The organism is Aporhodopirellula sallentina SM41, assembly GCF_000346505.1.
In the GTDB taxonomy this organism is placed as follows: Bacteria; Planctomycetota; Planctomycetia; order Pirellulales; family Pirellulaceae; genus Rhodopirellula; species Rhodopirellula sallentina.
Map to the genome: position 1 here is coordinate 1 of NZ_ANOH01000264.1, position 15496 is coordinate 15496.

Sequence of the window (15496 nt, forward strand, 5' to 3'; positions counted from 1 at the left end):
CGCTGAAACGCTGCAGCAAGCAATCAACAGCCGCCGAGCCCCCGGCGTCTCGGGCGTTGTCTTGAACCCTGACGCTCACGTCGGCTACGGCGCACCGGTCGGATGCGTGATGGTTTCGCCGACGCACGTCTACCCGGGACCGGTCGGAGTGGACATCAAATGTTCGATGAGCCTTCTGCAAACAGACCTCCCCGCCGATGCCATCGAAGAACACTCGGTCCGTCGGAAGGTGATTAAAGCGATCGGCAAACGGGTCCCCACCGGCGCCGGCCGAGGGCAACGCCATGTCCCGAAAGCTCGAAGCGTCGACGGTGCCCTCGGATTCCGAGTCGCGACCGAGGGTGCGTCCAAGATGGTGATGAAGAAACTCGGGATTCCTAAGAACTGGGCAGATCGCTGCGAGGACGCCTTCCACACGGCAGCGGACGGGTCGAGTGACACGCTCGCAGCAAGGCTCGAGTGGCTCGGACGCGACCGCGACAAACTCGCTCGCATTGAGAGCAAGTACCGCCAACTCGGCAGTTACGGAGGGGGCAACCATTTCGGCGAAGCCGAGATCGTTCAACTGTCTCAGGACCCGCATGCTCGCGCAGTCGCCGAGCAGATGGGACTGCGAAACAACCACGTCGCCTTCTTATCGCACTGCGGCTCTCGCGGTTTCGGGCACGATCTCGCCATGGGCCAATTCCGCGCTCTCAAATCCGGCTTCCAAAAGAAGGGACTCGCCTTCCCGGCCGGTGATCCCCAACTCGTCTACGCCGAAGCCGACTCGCCCGAAGGCCAGCAGTACCTTTGCGACATGGCGATGGGCGCCAACTTCGCAACCGTGAACCACCTACTCATCAACGCACTCGTTCTCGAAGCGTTCCGCGATGTGTTCCCCGGCATTCGAGGTGAACTGATTTATCTCATCAGCCACAACATCGTCCGTCGCGAACCGATCGATGGGCAAATGCAGTGGGTGCATCGCAAAGGTGCAACGCGGGCTCTGCCTGCCGGACACCCGCAACTCGCCGGGACGGGCTTCGAAACAACCGGCCATCCGATCCTGTTGCCGGGAAACCCGCGCGACGGATCCTGCGTGATGGTGGCCAACAAAGGCGCCTCGCTTTCCGCATTCAGCGTCAACCATGGAGCGGGCCGCAGCATGAGCCGCACCAAGGCGAAGAAACATCTCTCACAAACCACAGTCGACCAGAACTTGCTCGACCACGACATCGTGAGCAATTGCCGGGTCTACCCGCGAGACGAAGCCCCCGATGCGTACAAGAGCTTCAACGATGTACTTGCGAGTGTCGTCGACGCCGACCTCGCCATGGAAGTCGCACGTTTGAAAGCGAAGTTCGTGCTCAAAGACGGAGCACCGGCGGACGACTAGATCCGCATTTTAGAACAAGCTAACGCCAACGCTTCGGCGAGTTAACTCACCGAAGCGGCGCAGAACTGATCGAAGCGGCACTGAATAGATCGACGCGGCACAGAGACGCGGACTACGATTGGCCTTTGTAGGCGCGATCGACATACTTCGTGTCGACACTTCCGCCGAGGAACGCTTCGTCTTTCAAGATCCACTCGTGGAACGGAACCGTGGTCTTGATCCCTTCCACCTGTAATTCCTTTAACGCACGCAGCATCGTCGCGATCGCCATCTCACGCGTCGGACGATAGACGATCAGCTTTCCGATCATCGAATCGTAGTACGGCGGAACCGTGTAACCGGTTGTTACGTGCGAATCGAATCGCACACCCAATCCGCCGGGAGCGAACATCGACTGAATCTTACCGGGGCAAGGCTGGAAGTTCTTCTTAGGGTCTTCCGCATTGATCCGGCATTCGATCGCGACGCCGTTGCAGGCCAGGTCTGACTGTTGGAAGGAAAGCGGCTCGCCGGAAGCAACCCGGATTTGCTCCTGGATCAAATCGACGCCGGTCACCATTTCGGAAACCGGATGTTCCACTTGGATCCGCGCGTTCACTTCGATGAAGTAGAAGTTGTAGTCCTTGTCGACGATAAACTCGACCGTCCCCGCACCGGCGTAATCCGCACCACGGATCATGCGAACCGCGGCATCACAAATGGCTTCGCGGCGTTCCGGTGGCAGGTCGGGGCTCGGGGCCTCCTCGACGAGCTTTTGGTGACGACGCTGGACACTACAGTCACGTTCGAAAAGGTGACACACATTGCCGTGAGTGTCCGCGATCACTTGGACTTCGATGTGGCGAGGTTGCTGGACGAACTTCTCCAGATAAACGCCACCGTTGCCAAATGCTGCAATCGCTTCATTGCGAGCCGCCTCGAGTTGGCTGACCAAAACATCTTCGGTTTCGGCAACACGCATTCCCTTACCACCGCCACCGGCGGTCGCTTTGATCAGGACCGGAAATCCGATTTCGCGAGCCACTTCGGCGGCCCGCTCGAAATCCGAGATCAGCCCGTCACTGCCGGGAACAACCGGCACGTCTTGGGCAACGGCCATCGACCGTGCGGTGTTCTTATCACCGAGTTTTTCCATCGCGGTCGGCGACGGACCGATGAAGTCGAACCCACTGCTACGGCACATCTCGTTGAACTGAGCGTTCTCGGCGAGGAAACCGTAACCTGGGTGAATCGCATCGACTCCCGCGACTTCGGCGGCGGCGATGATTTGGTCAATTTTCAGATAACTATCGGCACTACGAGCGGTCCCGACGCAGACAGCTCGGTCGGCCAATTTAACGTGCATCGAGTCCGCATCGGCCTGACTGTAGACAGCCACCGATTCGATCCCCATCTCACGACAGGCACGAATGATTCGCAGAGCGATTTCGCCTCGGTTGGCGATCAGGATACGTTGATACATCGATTAGCCACCGGTTTGGATGCGGAAGAGCGGCTTACCAAAGTCGACCGGCTCCTGGTCGCTGACGAGTACCTCAACAATTTTGCCGCTGCACTCTGCGGGAATTTCGTTGAAGACTTTCATCGCTTCGACGATGCAGACCACAGTCTCTTCGGTGACCGTATCGCCGACTTTGACAAACGGCGGGGCTTCCGGGTTCGCCCGGGCGTAGAACGTTCCGACCATTGGTGAATTGATCGTGATGGTACCGGCCGGTGGCGCGGCTGCACCGCCGGCGGGAGCTGGCGATGCCTGGGCAGGTGCCGCCGCAGCAGGTGCGGGTGCCGGAGCGGCCGCCGGTGCCGGAGCAGCAACGGGGATTGCCGCCTGGGATCCGCCTCGGGTCAGACGAATGCGGTCATCGGATGCCTGCAAATCGACTTCGCTGAGTTCGTGCTGCTCCATCAACTCAACGATTTGACGGATACGATCGATGTCAAAAACGTCGCCTGAGCGATTGGATTTCGAGCGATCGCTCTTGGAAGTGGAGCCGCTTTTGGGCGAATCAGCAGTCATGCGAAAAGCCTGGATTACAAACGTGAATTTGAAGTTCGTGTGTGGGTGACGCGTTGTTTTACATCACGAGCGGGCAATCATCGAGACCCTTGGGAAGGTCGCTGAGGACCTCGCACCCGGTGTCCGTCACGAGCAAGTCGTCCTCGATGCGAATTCCAAACTCGTTGGCGAAATACACGCCCGGCTCGACGGTCACAACCATTCCGGTCTTCAGCGTCTCGGTCGACGAAGGTCCCATCCGAGGATCCTCGTGAATTTCGAGACCAAAGCCGTGCCCGAGGCCGTGATTGAACGCTTCAGCAAACCCGGCTTTCGCGAGCACTTGGCGTGCCGCCGAGTCGACCTTCACGGCCTCGACCCCATCCCCAATGGCCGCGATTGCCGCCAACTGGGCCTCCAATACCGCCTCATATGCCGCTGCGTAGCGATCCGACGAAGCGGATTTCGAACCAGGACGCTGCAGCGTCCGCGTCAGGTCACTGCAATAACCATCCACCTTCGCGCCCCAATCGATCAACAACGTCCGGCAATCACCGAGCGGAACATTGCCCGGTGTGTAGTGAGGCAGGGCACCGTTGGGCTCGGCGCCGACGATCGGGTGGAACGAGACACCCTCAGCACCCAATCGACGCATTTCCGCTTCGAGTTCGTAGTAGATTTCACACTCGGTTTTTTTGGCTGAAAAATTCGCAGTCACCTTCACGAACGCCTGCTGCGCGATCGAGATCGCTTTTCGGATCGTTGCAATCTCGCCCTCGTCCTTGATCGCTCGAAGTTGTTCGACGATCGAACTGGTTTCGACCCACGAAGCCTCCGGCAGGCGTTGCTCCAAATCTCGCAGTGTGGAGACGTGGACATGGTCGGCTTCGAAACCGATTCGTTTCACCTCCGCTGACGAATCGACAACCTCAGCGAGAAGTTCGCCCAATTTCTGTGTGGGTGGACGAATAGCGGCAGGGATCTGCGGGCATTCCTGCGCGAGTTGAATTTGATAGCGTCCGTCCGAAAGCAACGTCGCGGTCGCGTCGGGTCGAACCAACAACCAAGTACTGTCGCCGGTAAATCCACTCAGGTAGCGAACGTTGACTTCGCTAGTGATCAACAGAGCGTCGACATCCAGATCGGCGAGTTGGGAAGCGAGACGTGCGATTCGGTTGGCGTGGTTGGTTTGGGACATGATCGATGGTAGTTCGCGGGTGATCGAAACGGTCGGCGACGTCGCCTCCATAGATCGGACAAACTAACAACAAATCATTTGGCCCTCACCGCCCCATCCCCCCGAGGCAACTTTGTCTCGATTCAGCCAGACAATGTCGGCCGGTTTTAGCAAAGGAAAGCATGCAAACCCAACCAAACGGCGAGCGGGCAGCGAACATCCCTTGAACGAGTTCACCGACGGTCTGGCGGTCGGTTGAGAGAGTGACCGGCGGACGCGGAACGGTAAAAAATATTCGATGTAAAAACGAAAAAAACGCCACAGACGCGAGCGGGCAAGCGTCAGTGGCGTTTTTGAGCGAGGCGAGGATTTCGTCGGTGAATTACACCAATTCTTTCTTGGCACCGACGAGGGTTCGCAGACGTTCGGCGAGCAAGTGCGCGTCGAATGGCTTCTTGAACGTTTCGTTGATGCTGCTTCGATCGAAGCTCATTGGTTGACCGTCATCAGGTAGCAATGCGATCAAGACAATGTCGGTGAAGTCGATATTCTTCCGCAGGTTCTGGCAAATCTGAACTGCTTCGATCTTGCCGATCGAGAAGTCCACGATGATGCAGTCTGGGTTGAAACTCTCGGCTTGAATCCCGGCTTCGAAACCGCTGGCCGCGACTGCGACTTTGAACGATTTCTCTGGGGGCAATTCTCGCTTCAGGTTTTCGATCAACACCTGATCCTGGGCGACGATGAGGCACTTTGCCATCGCTTCGTCTTCCAAATCGCCCAGCGGCATGCCGTGCTCTTTCAGGAATTTGATCAGATATTCTCGTGGAATCCGTCGATCTTGCGATCCCGGAATCCGGTAGCCTTTTAAACGCCCCGAATCAAACCATTTGCTAACGGTTCTCGGAGCAACTTTACAGATCTTTGCGACCTGACCAGTTGTGAAGACCTTCATTCTAGGTTCTCCAAACGCCTCGTTGATTCATCCCTTGAGAAAATGGTGCGTCGGTAACCATTCTCTCGATGGCCCTGGGTCGTTCTTCAAATCGTCCCGTCTTGAATCGGCAGTGTTGCGGTGGGTCGCAACGGATTCGACGAAACCATTCTCAAAACGCTGGGTCTGGGCCAGCCGGCTCGCATCCTGCTGAACGCGTTGCCGAAGTGGGATCCTCGCGGTTGATAAAAGTAATTATTAGTTGGATCATTCACGCGGGTACGTGAACGTTTGGGGGAAACAATAAGATGCCGCTTCTTGTGTCCTGACTAGACCGATGGGCTCACTGAAAAACTGTTGTACACCATCTCGCAACGGGATACTCCCGCTACGAAATTCGGTATCACAGTTCACTCAGTAAAACGGTCTCGTCGGATCACTCATCGACCGTGTTCGTAACCTCACCGCGTACAGGGCATCATTGGCAACCGAGGTCGCCACGAATTTCCTTCGCAATGGTGAGGACCGCGAACACGTTTCCCAGAATTCCCCCCTGGGTGTCCGTCGACCTTCGCCTTCCGCTTCGATAACTTGATTGCCTCGCACAGGACCCACTCGACTGTTCGTCGAAGGGGCACCTCCGCCAGGTCAGAAACCGCAGCAAAAGGGAAAGTGTCCTTCCAAGGCTTAGTGTCGAGAAAAACCGGGGTAACTCTTTAATGTGATTCAGCACGAATAACCAGTATCAGCGAATCGAGCCGCCAATTGCCGTTAATCGCGAGTCAAGATCAAACGATACCGGCCAAAAAAATTTCCCGCACCATTACGACGAACGCACAACTGCTTCGGTTCCCCCTTTGAGATCGCTACAAGCGTTCTAATTCATATTTTTTTCACGAAAAGGTTGGATTGCATGAGCCAATCGGATTCCCCCGGCTCGACCCATTTCGATGATTTCGGCGCCGCCCACATGGTGGATATCACTGCCAAATCGGTCACCGCCCGAATCGCCACCGCCTCCTCGTCGATCCGCATGAGTACGGACGCGGCCGAGACGGTTCGGATGGGAGGCGGACGTAAAGGAGATGTTCTTTCCGTCGCCCGGCTTGCCGCGATCGGGGCTACCAAATGGACGTCAACACTTATCCCCCTGTGCCACGCGATCCCGATCGAAGGCGTCTCGATTGACTTTCAATGGGAAAAGACAGGCGAATCAGACAACATCGACCCTGCCGAGGGATCGCCTGAGACGCTACGATGCGTCGCGACGGTTCGAACGACCTACAAAACCGGTGTGGAGATGGAGGCGATGACAGCAGCCTCCGTCGCCTCGTTGACGGTCTATGACATGCTCAAGAGCGTCGACCGCGCGATGGTAATCACGGAAACCAAGCTGGAATCGAAAGAAGGCGGTCGATCCGGCGTTTATTCCCGGCAGTGAGCCTTTCGCTTTTGATTGCCCCTTTTTCCCGGTCGATCACCCGCCGAGAGTTGCTAGGCACGTCCGGAAATCGGTTGAGCAATCAGGAGGCCGTGCCTCGCGACGGTTTCCTGACTCCCCGATACCGCCGCACCCGTCGCCCCGAATGCGGCCTGCATCTGTTTTTAGTTTCATCGCTTTCTTTCTACGGTCATCGCATTAATGGACCCATCGACTGCTGCTTCCGCGTTGCCGCCTGGGGCTGTCCCCGCCGATGCCTCTGATTCCACGACGAAAACCTCTTCCGCCTCGGCTCCCATCGCTCGCAATGGCGAAGAAGCAGCCTCCTCGTCTCTCCCGAAGACCAACCGAACCACCGAAGCGATGCGGGATGTCTACGCACCGATCGCCGAACACTTGGTTTCCGTGGACGCGCGGTTGCACCTGGAATTGCAGTCTCAGTACGAAGCATTGATGCCTGTCCTCCGCCACGGCACGCAGCTCGGTGGAAAGCGGTTGCGGCCGGCCCTGTTGCTGCTGTCCGCAATGGCGACGTCCGGACAGCAATCGGCGTCCGCAGCAACCTCCACCGACCTGGCATCGACAATCGAGGAAGACCACATCGTGATGGCGACGGTGGTGGAAATGGTCCACACCGCGACGCTCGTTCACGATGACGTCCTCGACAAAGCCGACACGCGGCGGCACGTCCCGACGATCAACGCGCGGTGGAACGACGACACCAGCATCCTGCTAGGCGACTATCTCTTCGCACAAAGTTTTCAGCTCGCCGCGACGCTACCATCGACACTCGCCTGTCGTTGGGTCGGCCAAGCCGCTCAGCGAGTTTGCGAGGGCGAACTGCGTCAAATCCTCGGCCGCGATTGGTTGGACATCGACGAAGAAACCTATCTCGACATCATTCGCGGCAAGACCGCCGAACTGACGAGCGTCTCGTGCCGGCTCGGTGCTCAACTCAGCGGCGCCGACGAAGACCTCGTTGCCGCGTTCGGAGAGTACGGGAACGATCTCGGCATCGCATTCCAAATCGCCGACGACTATTTGGATTTGTGGGGCGAAGACGAACAGGTCGGCAAAACGCTCGGTACCGATCTGGCTCAAGGAAAAATCACGTTGCCCCTAATCCGGTTGCTCCGTCACGACAATGTTTCGATCGCGTCCAAGGCGGTCGACGCACTCCGAGCGGCCCCGGCGGAGCGGATGCAGCGGATCGCACCGTTGTTGAGAAAGAGTGATGCGGGTGAATATACTCGCGAAGTCGCCGACCGGTTCCGCCGCAGCGCGATCGCCGCGATCGACTCGCTCAAGCCGTCCGGGGCGTTGGAATCGTTGATCCGGATCGCCGATTTCTCCGTGGATCGCCGGTTCTAGTTCACCTAACTTGCACGTTCTATTCGCCACCTGCCTTCGCCACCTGCCAACCCTGTCAAACGAGCGAACTGTTTATGCTCCGCTTCGGTGCCGTCTCTTATCTCAACACCAAACCGCTGGTTGAAACCCTCGACCAACGGCTATCGGATTGGGGCACACTGCGTTTGGACCTGCCCTCGCGTCTGGCGGCAGATCTCGCCGGCGGAGAACTGGACATCGCGTTGATCCCGAGTGTGGAATATTTTCGCAACCAGTCGCGGTATCAAATCGTGTCCGACGCCGCGATCGCCTGCCGGGGGCCGGTGTGGAGCGTGCGATTGCTCAGCCGGGTGCCGATCTCGGACATCCAAACGCTCGCACTCGACGAGGGAAGCCGCACCAGTGCGGCGATGTCACAAGTGCTGCTTTCGGAAATGCATCACATCCGCCCCGAAACCGTTCCATTTCCGATCGGCAGCGACGCCTCGGACGTTGACGCCGATGCGGTGTTGATGATCGGCGACCGGGCAATGCATCCTCCCCGAGAAACCTATCGAGAAATTTGGGATCTCGGTGATCGTTGGGTCCGTTGGACCGAACTGCCTTTCGTGTTTGCAATGTGGGTGGCGCGGCGAGACGTCTGCACCAACCCCGACCAACTCAAACGCATTGAGGAAACGCTCAGCGCGAGCCGCGACGACGGGATGCAGTGCTTGGAAAAGATCGCAATTCGCGAAGCCGCCTCGCAGGGTCTGACCAACGAAGACCTGCATCGTTACTTTGCCGAAAACCTTCACTTCTATCTCGGGCCTGGCGAACGCTCCGGCCTGAAACTCTTTCGCGAAAAGGCGACAGCCATCGGATTGGCTCCGCCACCACCTGCGGTCTCGGGCAACAACGCCTGACCCTTTTTGACAACGTTTTGTGCCGAATCATTTTCACGAATCCGAAACATTCTGACGTACACCACTCTGACGAACCATGAACGCTAACGCTGCTACCGCCGCCGACTCAACAGTTCGCTCGATCCTCGACCGCGCCATCGATGGACAGCGATTGACCGATCAAGACGCCATTACGCTGCTGCAGTCTCATGACTTGGCCGCGATCGGTGCCGCCGCGGAAACGGTCTCGCGACAGAAACACCCCGAACCGTACCGCACCTACAACATCGACCGGAACATTAACTACACCAACGTCTGTACCGCGGTGTGTGACTTCTGCGCGTTTTATCGCGGCCCCAAAAGCGACGAGGGCTATGTCCTGCCTCGAGAAGTACTGCTGAAGAAGATCCAAGAGACCGTCGATTTGGGCGGCAATCAGATCTTACTGCAAGGTGGTTTGCATCCGAAGTACAAACTCGAATGGTACGAGGAGATGCTCGGTGACATCAAAACCAAATTCCCACAGGTCAACATCCACGGCTTCTCACCGCCGGAACTTCATCACTTCACCAAAGTCAATCGTTTGCCGATCAAGGACGTCCTCTCCCGACTCAAAAACGCGGGACTCGGCAGCGTTCCTGGCGGCGGTGCGGAGATTCTCAACGACCGAGTGCGTGCGGAGATCACCCGTGGCAAAGTCATGACCGACGACTGGCTCGGCGTGATGCGGGCCTGGCATGAACTCGGCGGAGTCAGTTCCGCGACGATGATGTTCGGTCATGTTGAAACGCTCGCCGAACGTGTCGAACACCTACGTCGGTTGCGTGACGTTCAAGACGAAACGGGCGGATTCACCGCGTTCATCTGCTGGACATTCCAACCCGAGAACACCGAAATGAGCGACCTCCCGAAACTGGGTTCGTTCGAGTATCTCAAAATGCTAGCGGTGTCGCGTTTGTATCTCGACAACATCCCGAACCTGCAAAGCAGTTGGGTGACGCAGGGATTGAAGATCGGCCAAATGGCGTTGATGTTCGGGGCCAACGACATGGGCAGCCTGATGATCGAAGAGAACGTTGTCGCCGAAGCAGGTACGGTCCACTATCTATCGCTGCAACAGATCCGCGCGGCGATCCAAGAGCATGGATTCGAAGCCCGGCAGCGAGACGTGTTCTACAACCTCGTCGACGAAGAACTCCAACAAAAAGCGATTCAAGCCAACGCCGACGCGAGCGCCCGCGAGTTGGTTCAGATGACCGTCTGAGCCTGTGCGGGCGAGTTCGTCCGGGGCTCGCATATTCAACACCTCTCACGCAGACAGCAGAACACCTAGCTGTCGCCACGACCTTCAAACTTCCGATTCCATCCGCCGTTGACATTCACGGTCTGCCCGGTGACGAATCCGGCGTCGGGGCTCGTTAGATAGGCAACCGCCTCAGCGATATCGGATGGGCGGCCCCAACGCTGCATCAGCGATTGCTTTTCGGCGCGTTCGTTCCAATAGGAGCTCGTCGTTTCACCCCATGCAGTTTGAATCCAACCGGGTGCGACTGTGTTCACGCGGACTCGCGGCGCGAGGGTCTGTGCGAGGCTATTGGCAAACGCCATCACCGCGGCCTTCACAGGGCCAAACATCATCCCAGCGTCGCCTTCCATTCCCTCGGGCGCCTGATCCCATCCGATGAACACCATTGAAGGCGTCACCTGACTCGAAAGCGACTGTTCTGCCATCGCGGGACCGACGATGCGAGATAATGCGATCGTACCGCAAACGTCGACATCGAGCAGCATTCGCAACTTCTGATCAAACGACCATCCGGAGGCCTCGCCGGTCAACACGTCAAACCCGGCATTGTTGACCCACGTCGAGATGGTTCCCAAACGACCGATCGCGTCTTCAGCCAACCGATGAACGTCGTCTGTCTGACTAAGATCCGCCGCCATCGTTTCGCAATTGACGCCGAGCTTTCGGATCTCGTCTGCCGTTGCGGCGGCACCGTCTCGGTTGCTGCGGTAATGTACCAACATCTGCACCGAATTCGTCGCGTTTCGTCGCACGACATCATGAGCCAACCGGATCGCGATCGCGCGACCGATCCCGCTGCTACTTCCCGTGACTACGATACCTGTCATCGAACCTGCCATTGCTGCAATGCCGCCGAAACACAATCACCGGCGACGATCACTGGCGATGTTCTACGCAAAAACGGCAGACAATTTTTGTGGTCAGCGTAACGCGTTCACATCGCGTATTGCAATCGCGGGTCATCGAGACCGAGACGTTTCATCTTCTTGTACAGAGTCGTTCGGTTGATTTCGAGTTCGTCCGCCGTGGCCGCTCGGTTCCATCCGTGACGCCGCAGCGAACTGAGGATAATTTCGCGTTCGGGCCCCTCCAGGGCTTCTCGCAAACTGCGTCCGGCGGACGAGATCGCGGGTGCGGCTTGCTGCCCTGGGGCGGCCCCCCCCATCATCGGCGACATCGGACCGGCAAGCGGCGAATCACCTTCGAGGGAACCTTGCTTTTTAACACCGAGGACCTCTGGAGGAAGATCCCGCACGCCGAGGATTCGATCATTGCCGAGCAAGACGGCTCGTTCCACAACATTTTCGAGCTGCCGGACATTGCCCGGCCAGTGATACGCCTGCAGCGCCTTGATCGCTTCTTGGTCAAACGCCTCCACATCTCGAGACGCCGCCTCTGCGGCTTCTCGGATGAAGTGATCGGCGAGCAATGGGATGTCGCCGGGACGCTCCCGCAACGACGGCAGCACAATGTTAACGACGTTGACTCGATAATAGAGGTCCTGACGGAACGTGCCATCGGCCACCCCACGTTCCAGGTCCTGGTTCGTCGCCAAAATTACCCGCGTATCGACGGTTCGGGTTTCGGAACCACCGAGCGGCTCGAATTGCAGTTCCTGCAGCACCCGCAACAACTTCACCTGCATCGCTTGCGTCGCGGTGCCGATTTCGTCGAGGAATAACGTCCCGCCATCGGCTAATTCAAACTTTCCGACGCGGTCGGTATTGGCACCGGTGTAAGCACCCGCAACGTGGCCAAACAACTCGCTCTCGAGCAACGTGTCTGGCAACGCCCCACAGGCGACCTCCACGAACGGCCCACCGCGACGGGAACTCCGATGGTGGATCGCACGAGCAATCATGCTTTTCCCGGTTCCGTTTTCGCCCGTGATCAGAATCGACGCTCTCGCATCGGCGACGCTATCGATCACGTCAAAGATCTTCATCATCCGATAGTCGTGACTGAGAATGTTCTCGAGCCCGCTGCGACGATCGAGTTGCTTGCGAAGTTGCTCGTTCTCTTGTTCGACCTTGTGATGGTTGATCGCTCGATCGATCGCGAGTATTAACTCGTCGTCAATGACCGGTTTGGTCAGCAAGTCAAACGCCCCGACGCGAACCGCTTCGACTGCAGTATCGGGCGTCGCGTAGCCGGTCATCACCAAGACCGCCGTGTCGACGTGGTGCTTCTTGGCATACCGAACGAGATCCAGCCCGTCGTCGTTTCCGATCCGCAGGTCCGTGATGATCAGATCAAAAGACCGACCGCCGAGATGCGTTTTCGCCTGGGATAGATCATTGGCGACTTCGACGTCATATCCCATCTCCACGAGCCACTGCCCGAGCGAAGTGGCGAGGTGATAATCATCATCGACGAGTAACAGACGAGCGGCATTGTTCATGAGGTGTTTCCGAGGCGTCGGTGGCGTTTCGACTACACTCATATCTAGGTCGAAAAACACGCTCGGTCAAAAATGTCACCACATGTTTCAAAAAATCAACACTCGGCCAAACGCTCGCGGAATCGTGCGGGAATCAACTCCAACAGTCGCTCCCGAGATTCGGGGTTTCTCCACTGCGACCATCCGATCGCGATCGCCAGAATGACGGCGACCCAGGGAGACGCTAGCAGCGTGAACGGCAACAAAGACAGCATCACCGTGCGTGCCCCCACCGGATAACCGAAGTACATCATCGCGGCCCACACACACACCATCACCACCCCGTGGGCGAGCAACGTGGCAACGACCGCCCCCATCAAACCGAATCGAGGCAACAAAACCGCATTGAGTGCGAGGTTGGCAACTAACCCGACAAACATCGCAAACGCGACGGCTCGTCCCTTCTCCGCCGTTAGCAGATAGCATTGCCCGACCATTACAAGCGCCGACCACGTGCAAAAACACAACGCCAGAGGCATCAACGCCAACCCGTCGCGATACCTTCCTTGGAGCAACACGTCGAACATCCACGGCCCGATAATGATCGCGAACGCACCGCCAATGGTGAAAACCAATGAAACGGCCAACAACGCGTCACCCACTCTCGCCCGAACCGAATCGAGTTTCTTTGCTTCCCAATCAGCCGATAAATAGGGCATCAAAACGCCGGCAATCATCGTCCCCACACTCAACAACATCATCGGAATGATTCGTCCGGAGTGGTATTGCCCGACCGCGGCCTGGCCCATCGTCTCGCGGATCAAATCCGCGGATCCCGACGCCGACGCGCCCGGCGGCAACGGCAAAAAGTGCAAAATCATATAACGATCGGATAGTTCGAAGAGGTTTCCGATCAGATTGGTCATCCACAGCGCCGCCGCGTAGGGTGCCAATCGACGCACCATTTTTGACAGACTCGTGCTCTGACTCGCTGCGGTCGACGACGCTTCCGATTCATCGCCTGGATTGGCGGCCGCGTGCCAATTCCTCGCCAGCGACCAAAATCCTGGAACGCTGGCAACCAAACACGCCACCGCGAATACCGTGACGAGACCAGTAAAATCGCCACCGCTGACCAACCAAGCCAAACTCAGTACGGTGAAACCAACACCGTGAACGAACTGCATCAACGAGACAACACGGACCTGCCGCAGTGACGCGTTGAGATCCGATGAAAAGTTGTAAACGATCATGCTGACGACGGCGAACGCCATCGAATAAATCAACGCGGTCGACTGGCTCTCTAAGAAGATGATCCAACCGAACCAACCTGGAAAGCACGCCATCGCGGCGACAAACACTCCGGTGCAGGCAATGGTTCCAATGGCAATTCGGCGAACGAATGGCCGCAACTGACCTTTGAGGCGGAAATGTTCCGTGAATTTCGGCAGCACCCCAGGGATACCAAACAGCATCACGGGCGTGATCAACGTGATGAAGCCAAACGCCATCGACCACCGACCGACATCGGTGTCATCCATCAATCGGCAGAAAGCCATCCCACGGACAAACCCGATTCCACGTCCCACGACGGTCATCGCGAGCATCACCACCATTCCGACAGCAAGTGAATCGACGCGAAACTCACGTGAGGAACGTTGAGAGTTCGTCACCGGAGTCATCGGTTGCGGTTCGGCGGCGGAAGACATGCAGGAATCGACTAATACAAGAACATCGCAAATGAAAGATACATACGATCATCTAACTTTGGAACGCAATCGAGCGCATGTCACACCAATCACAGTCAGGATCTCAACACAAACAACCCTCAATGACGAGAACGTCGGTTTGTGAGGGTTGAAACGGATGGGAAGGTTACGAGCTACCGAACCGTCCCCCAAACGCCCGCCGCCTTCACCTTCACCTTCACCCCGCAGTTACTTGTGACTGCGACGACACTTTTTTGTGTTACCGTCGCTGCCGATAGACTGATATACTCATTGTCTGCTGCGTCGCCTCTTCTCAATCGCTCTCTGCCCACAGACCTCTCTCATGCACACCATCGCAGACGATCTCGTTGCCGGCGATCAAGACAACAGTGCTCAAGTTGACAACGATCGGATGGACAACACGACGCCCGCCGTCCCGATCAACATGCGGACGAGCAAGTTCGAAAAGGTTTCGAGCTTTTACCTGACGATAATCTTATTTTTAGGTGTCATCGTGTCGGGCCTGTTCCTGTTGTGGACGCTCAATCGTTGGGCAGCGCAGGAAGAGATCAAGCATTCGCAACCGACCCGTACCTCGTGGGTGCAAGGGGGAGAAACTGGCATCGACGATCCATTTGATGTTCCGTCGCAGGACGAATACATCGCGTTGCAGGAGCCGACACTCGACGCGACTTTGGTTGCATTGACAGACGCCGCGACGCATACCGCGTCTTCATTCGACGGCGATATCGGCATCGGCGAAACAGACAGTCTCGGAAAAGGACTCCGCAGAGGCGGGCCGGATCCGGGGGCGGATCGGGGCCTCGACGTTATCCCCCGGTTCAACCGCTGGCAACTCAGTTTCACCGCAAAGGATCGCGACCACTACGCGGATCAACTTGATTCGCTCGGCATTGAACTTGGCGTGCTTGGTGGCAGCA

12 protein-coding genes and 1 pseudogene are annotated in these 15496 nt (G+C 57.5%); 6 read left to right on the top strand and 7 right to left on the bottom strand.

What is annotated here, in order from left to right:
* Positions 1-1378 (top strand): RtcB family protein (locus tag RSSM_RS17740; RefSeq protein WP_044302898.1); only part of this gene is annotated, 1378 nt, incomplete at its 5' end.
* Positions 1379-1490: 112 nt separating this feature from the next.
* Here RSSM_RS17740 and accC read toward each other — a convergent pair.
* The 4 genes from accC to RSSM_RS17760 form a co-directional block, all read right to left on the bottom strand.
* Positions 1491-2840 carry an acetyl-CoA carboxylase biotin carboxylase subunit gene (gene accC / locus RSSM_RS17745; RefSeq protein ID WP_008681688.1) on the bottom strand — a complete coding sequence of 450 codons (1350 nt, stop codon included), beginning with the start codon at positions 2838-2840 and terminating at the stop codon, positions 1491-1493.
* A 3-nt stretch (positions 2841-2843) separates the two neighbouring features.
* Positions 2844-3395 (bottom strand): acetyl-CoA carboxylase biotin carboxyl carrier protein, encoded by a 552-nt coding sequence (accB, locus tag RSSM_RS17750; protein ID WP_008681689.1) that lies wholly within the window; start codon positions 3393-3395, stop codon positions 2844-2846.
* Positions 3396-3453: 58 nt separating this feature from the next.
* On the bottom strand, positions 3454-4572 hold the full coding sequence (locus tag RSSM_RS17755; RefSeq protein WP_044302901.1) for a M24 family metallopeptidase: 1119 nt from the start codon (positions 4570-4572) through the stop codon (positions 3454-3456).
* A 361-nt stretch (positions 4573-4933) separates the two neighbouring features.
* Positions 4934-5506, bottom strand: coding sequence for a helix-turn-helix domain-containing protein (locus RSSM_RS17760; RefSeq protein ID WP_007329551.1), 573 nt, complete (start codon positions 5504-5506; stop codon positions 4934-4936).
* An 892-nt stretch (positions 5507-6398) separates the two neighbouring features.
* Here RSSM_RS17760 and moaC point away from each other — a divergent pair.
* From moaC to mqnC, 4 genes are all read left to right on the top strand, one after another.
* On the top strand, positions 6399-6926 hold the full coding sequence (gene moaC, locus RSSM_RS17765; protein WP_008681692.1) for a cyclic pyranopterin monophosphate synthase MoaC: 528 nt from the start codon (positions 6399-6401) through the stop codon (positions 6924-6926).
* A 363-nt stretch (positions 6927-7289) separates the two neighbouring features.
* Positions 7290-8297, top strand: coding sequence for a polyprenyl synthetase family protein (locus RSSM_RS17770; RefSeq protein WP_044302902.1), 1008 nt, complete (start codon positions 7290-7292; stop codon positions 8295-8297).
* Positions 8298-8371: 74 nt separating this feature from the next.
* Positions 8372-9181, top strand: a complete 810-nt coding sequence (locus RSSM_RS17775; protein ID WP_008681694.1) for a menaquinone biosynthetic enzyme MqnA/MqnD family protein — start codon at positions 8372-8374, stop codon at positions 9179-9181.
* A gap of 76 nt (positions 9182-9257) precedes the next feature.
* Complete coding sequence (gene mqnC, locus RSSM_RS17780) at positions 9258-10424, top strand: cyclic dehypoxanthinyl futalosine synthase (protein ID WP_008681695.1); 1167 nt, start codon at positions 9258-9260, stop codon at positions 10422-10424.
* A 65-nt stretch (positions 10425-10489) separates the two neighbouring features.
* Here the strand turns inward: mqnC and RSSM_RS17785 are convergent, their stop codons facing one another.
* From RSSM_RS17785 to RSSM_RS17795, 3 genes are all read right to left on the bottom strand, one after another.
* Positions 10490-11293 carry an SDR family NAD(P)-dependent oxidoreductase gene (locus RSSM_RS17785; protein ID WP_081613826.1) on the bottom strand — a complete coding sequence of 268 codons (804 nt, stop codon included), beginning with the start codon at positions 11291-11293 and terminating at the stop codon, positions 10490-10492.
* 107 nt (positions 11294-11400) lie between these two features.
* Positions 11401-12867: a sigma-54-dependent transcriptional regulator gene (locus RSSM_RS17790; RefSeq protein WP_044302903.1), complete on the bottom strand. Its 1467-nt coding sequence runs from the start codon at positions 12865-12867 to the stop codon at positions 11401-11403.
* Positions 12868-12962: 95 nt separating this feature from the next.
* Complete coding sequence (locus tag RSSM_RS17795; RefSeq protein ID WP_008681699.1) at positions 12963-14555, bottom strand: lipopolysaccharide biosynthesis protein; 1593 nt, start codon at positions 14553-14555, stop codon at positions 12963-12965.
* A 343-nt stretch (positions 14556-14898) separates the two neighbouring features.
* On the opposite strand from RSSM_RS17795, the pseudogene RSSM_RS17800 reads away from it, so the two are divergent.
* Positions 14899-15496, top strand: a pseudogene (locus RSSM_RS17800) (hypothetical protein); the annotation flags it as partial.